This window comes from Flagellimonas olearia (genome assembly GCF_009184425.1).
GTDB classification, from domain to species: Bacteria; Bacteroidota; Bacteroidia; order Flavobacteriales; family Flavobacteriaceae; genus Flagellimonas; species Flagellimonas olearia.
The window spans coordinates 1-336 of sequence record NZ_WELG01000146.1; the positions used below are offsets into that span (position 1 = coordinate 1).

Here is a 336-nt window from a genome sequence, read left to right on the forward strand (position 1 = left end):
CTAGCGGCGCTAGATTGCCCACTTTTAAGGCGTTTGAAAGCTATTGGCAAAAGTCGTTGCGCTTTGAAGTTTTAAGGGTAAATGAAAAACGCCTGAAAAGCGCGAGTGAAAATTTTGGGCTTTTTACGCTGTTAAAAAAACCGAGTTTGGAGCGTTTAGAAAGAGTCATTGAGTGCGAAAAACGCTTTTTGATTTTGGACTTTTTGGCGTTTTCTTGCACGCTAGGTTACAGCGTTAAAATGGAGAAATTTTTATTAGAGCTTGTGGGTAGAAGCGTTGGAGAAGTGCGCTCAATCGCCGCTTCTGTCAATGCGTTGAGTTTGGCCAAGCAATTAG

Annotated in this window: 1 protein-coding gene; it reads left to right on the forward strand. The window is 42.3% G+C overall.

What is annotated here, in order from left to right; translation table 11 throughout:
- A partial coding sequence (locus F8C76_RS19995) for a hypothetical protein (RefSeq protein ID WP_211372209.1) occupies positions 1-336 on the forward strand: 336 nt, incomplete at both ends.